This is a genomic window from Chryseobacterium sp. (assembly GCF_022712095.1).
Taxonomy (GTDB): Bacteria; Bacteroidota; Bacteroidia; order Flavobacteriales; family Weeksellaceae; genus Chryseobacterium.
In genome coordinates this window covers 1-3,049 of sequence record NZ_JALAHD010000260.1, presented here as the reverse complement: position 1 = coordinate 3,049, position 3,049 = coordinate 1, and the positions used below count along the sequence as shown (strand labels likewise).

Genomic DNA, 3,049 nt, shown 5'->3' with positions numbered 1-3,049 from the left:
TTATTAAATAATAAATTGAATGGTCTATTTATCCCCTTTTAAATTTGGATTGTAAACAATGTGATTTACTTCTTTCTAATTTAAATTACGAAATTCCTGAGGAGTATTTCCTGTTTTCTGTTTAAATAGTTTACTAAAATACTGTGGGTACTCAAAACCTAAATCATATGCTATTTCACTAATACTTTTACTGGTTCCCAGCAGAACATTTTTTGCTTCTTCAATCAGAAGATAATGAATATGATCTTTGGCATTCATTCCGGTTTCTTTTTTAAGCAGATCACTAAGATAATTTGGAGATAAATTGACTTTATCTGCCAAATAACTTACCGATGGAAGTCTTTTATCTTTTAAAAGATCAGAATTAAAATACTCATGCAGAGTTGTTTCTACCTGAGCCACAATATCTCTGTTTGAGTTTTTTCTAGTAATGAATTGCCTTCCATAGTAACGAGAGCAATAATTGAGTAATAATTCGATATTGGATACAATAAGGTTCTGACTATGGTTATCGATGTTCTCATTCAGTTCATTTTCTATGTTCAATATGCACTCATATAAGGTCTTTTTCTCCTTTTCTGATAAATGAAGGGCTTCTGCTGTTTCATAAGAAAAAAAGGTATAATCTTTCATCTTAATTCCTAAGGTGGTATTTCTGACCAGATCAGGGTGAAAGAACAGTCCCCACCCCATTATATCATCTCTTTTTTCTACTTCAGAATCCATCTCCACGATCTGCTTAGGAGCCATGCATACCAGACTTCCCTCCTGAAAGTCGTAATTCTGCCTCCCATACTTCATATTATTAATACAATAGTTTTTGAACATCACAGAATAAAAATTACAGGATATCCTTGTCCCTGCTTCCACATATTCATCCACTTTACTAAAATCTATAATGGCAACCAAAGGATGCTTAACACTGCCCTGCTGAATAAACTTACCGATGTCAGATATGCTGTTCAGGTTGATAATCGGTTTCATTGTATAATGTATTTCTTTTTAATTTTAATATGCTTTATTGTAATGCTTTTAAAATAGCTTTGTAATAAATGTCTGTCCTTTCCTGTGAACTACTATTTTAAAAGAAGTAGGATCAATACTGTCTATAAACTTAAAGTACAGTACCTTCCAACCTTATTTGTTCTACCGGTGGAAAACGGCTGTGTTACCAAATAGTAAAACTTCCATAAAACTATGAAGATTCATTTTTCCATCTTTTATCCATGCATAATAGTATTTATTCCTCGCTTGAAGATTTTAAGTCTTACGTCTTTCCTGTCAGGCTACCATTTTCCGAGTATAGTATCCGGTCCGTTTTGGACAAAGGTTCTTACAGTAAATATCTATATTAATAGAAATAAAAATTTCACTGTTTTCATTTCAAAAAAAATGGGTTAAAACATTGTTCACTTTAGTAATTAAAATACAGGGCTTAAGATTATATTTGGCTCATGACAATCTTATCAAATAAAGCGTCTCCCAGGTAGGTTCTCATCCAGACCATAGGTTTTGCAAACTTTCCTATTCTGTATCTTGTTTTTGGTTTATTGGTATTGATTATTTTACTAATGGTGTTCGAGATTACGGAAGGCTGAGAAGAACCTTTTCCTTCAGCTGCTTTTCTGGTTCCTTCTTCAATCTTATTCATCATGGAATGGTAAGCGCTATCTTTTCGGATTTTTGAAAAACCATCTAGAAGAACGGAGCCGAATTCAGTCGCAATAAAACCGGGTTCTAAAATAACAACATTAATATTGAACTGTTTGAGTTCTAAGCGCAGACAATCGCTTAAGCCTTCCACTGCATGTTTGCTGGCATGATACCAGGCTCCCATCGGAAAATACATTTTACCCCCCATTGAAGAGGTGTTGATAATTGTTCCGGACTTAGCTTTCCGCATATAGGGAACGACCTTCTGCGTCATTGCCGCCATACCAAAAACATTGACTTCAAATTCTTTTCTGGCTTCATCCAACGGGACATCTTCTACAGAGCCATAAAGCCCGTATCCTGCATTATTCCACAGCACATCAATTTTGCCTTCTTTTTTGATTATAGTACCCACTACATTCTCAATATCGGCTTCAATGGTAACATCCATTTTTATAGGATGCCCCCCAATTTCCTGTAAATCCTTCATCTGATCTATCCTTCGGGCAACTGTATAAACCGTATGTCCCTCCTTAATCAGCTTTCTGGCTGTTTCTTTACCCATTCCTGAGCTGGCTCCTGTAATAAGAATAATTTTTTTCATTTTAATGAGTTAAAATTTATAAGGCAAAAATAGAACAAAAGACAGATACGGGTCTAATACAAATCCACGATAGTCGTACACTTTTCTTAGATGAAATGCAGAATGTAGAAATACATTCTGAGTAGGTGATGCATTAAATTAAATAAGAAAAATTTGTACTGGAAAAGCTTTTAAATAGCATTCATAGAGATAATCCTGTTCACTGGGATTACAGACAATTATAATTCAAAACGCAATGCAGAGTATTTTGAAATGGAGAAAACCCTACATCAACAAAATTTAAAATAACTATTAAATAAAAAAATGACATCATTGATCTATCAATGATGTCATTTGACTTTTGCTGCGGAGAGTGAGGGATTTTGTACCCATTTCTCATCGCTTTATGGATAAGATTTTCGCTGTAGCATCTCTGTGAATGGCCTCAAATAGGACATTTGCAAAAAAGTGGTAAAATCCTAATTTAAATTTTACGTAGTAAAACTAAAAATTCCTGCTCAAATCTGCAAGTAAAATGGCTAAAATTTGAACATGTTTTTTAGAGTTTTGAAGCAAGAGTTTAATCCTTCTCTTTTCCGCTTGAAATTTCTCAGTTGAAATATTTCTAAAAGAAAACTAAGAAAAAAAATCTAAAAAAAAGAAAAAAAGAAAGCCTTTTGAAAATGAGCGTGGCATTCTGTCAAGGTTTTTCTGAAAAAGTTTTTGTGTAGATTTTTATATGCAAAAAGTTTTTCTGAAAATCCGGAGGATTTGACCTTGACAGAATTTAGCTGATGGACTGGGAAGCGAATT

The 3,049-nt window shown here is 33.7% G+C and carries 2 protein-coding genes; both read right to left on the bottom strand.

Annotated features, from left to right (window positions below; translation table 11 throughout):
• Nucleotides 1-75 precede the first annotated feature (75 nt).
• Entirely contained in the window at nt 76-984 is a 909-nt protein-coding gene (locus Q0A18_RS13375) for a helix-turn-helix transcriptional regulator (RefSeq protein ID WP_292010652.1), read from the bottom strand.
• 457 nt (nt 985-1,441) lie between these two features.
• Nucleotides 1,442-2,257, bottom strand: coding sequence for an oxidoreductase (locus Q0A18_RS13370; RefSeq protein ID WP_292010651.1), 816 nt, complete (start codon nt 2,255-2,257; stop codon nt 1,442-1,444).
• Between the last annotated feature and the right edge of the window lie 792 nt (nt 2,258-3,049).

What these genes read in the sequence shown, in the direction of transcription:
- Q0A18_RS13375 (WP_292010652.1), bottom strand. Translation starts at nt 984, where the DNA reads ATGAAACCGATTATCAACCTGAACAGCATATCTGACATCGGTAAGTTT.
- Q0A18_RS13370 (WP_292010651.1), bottom strand. Translation starts at nt 2,257, where the DNA reads ATGAAAAAAATTATTCTTATTACAGGAGCCAGCTCAGGAATGGGTAAA.